1 protein-coding gene is annotated in these 315 nt (G+C 43.5%); it reads right to left on the reverse strand.

From position 1 onward, the window contains the following. Positions 1–36: 36 nt before the first annotated feature. The gene (locus tag NW211_RS14050; protein ID WP_202192080.1) at positions 37–249 is read right to left on the reverse strand and encodes a hypothetical protein; all 213 of its coding nucleotides are present in this window, start codon (positions 247–249) and stop codon (positions 37–39) included. Positions 250–315: the final 66 nt, after the last annotated feature.

A 315-nucleotide genomic window follows, 5' to 3' on the forward strand; every position in this document is an offset into this window, starting at 1 on the left:
ATTTAATGTTAATACTGAATTATTTTCTTGTGATGTTCACTGGTTGAAGAACTCTGCAAGCAGTCTGTTACGGTCAGGATGCTTGCTTATCTCCAGAATGGGATTGAGCAGCTCCGATATATGTACCGGACCTCGTGAGCCTCTTGGCGGCAACTTGATTTCAGGTTCAGTGACCTTTACTCTTCTTCTACGTACCACAGGCATCTGCATCGGTGCCATCGGTACACTTGCGATGATTGCTTGATTCATAGCTTTATCTTTTATTATATGGTTAATACTCGGACTTTGGCAGTCCGTTGAACTACGAGGGCGTTA

Origin of the sequence: Barnesiella sp. ET7, from assembly GCF_024733785.1 — a bacterium.
GTDB classification, from domain to species: domain Bacteria; phylum Bacteroidota; class Bacteroidia; order Bacteroidales; family Barnesiellaceae; genus Barnesiella; species Barnesiella merdigallinarum.

Bases quoted from the DNA above. Each gene is read 5' to 3' on its own strand.
- NW211_RS14050 (WP_202192080.1), bottom strand. From the start codon at position 249: ATGAATCAAGCAATCATCGCAAGTGTACCGATGGCACCGATGCAGATG.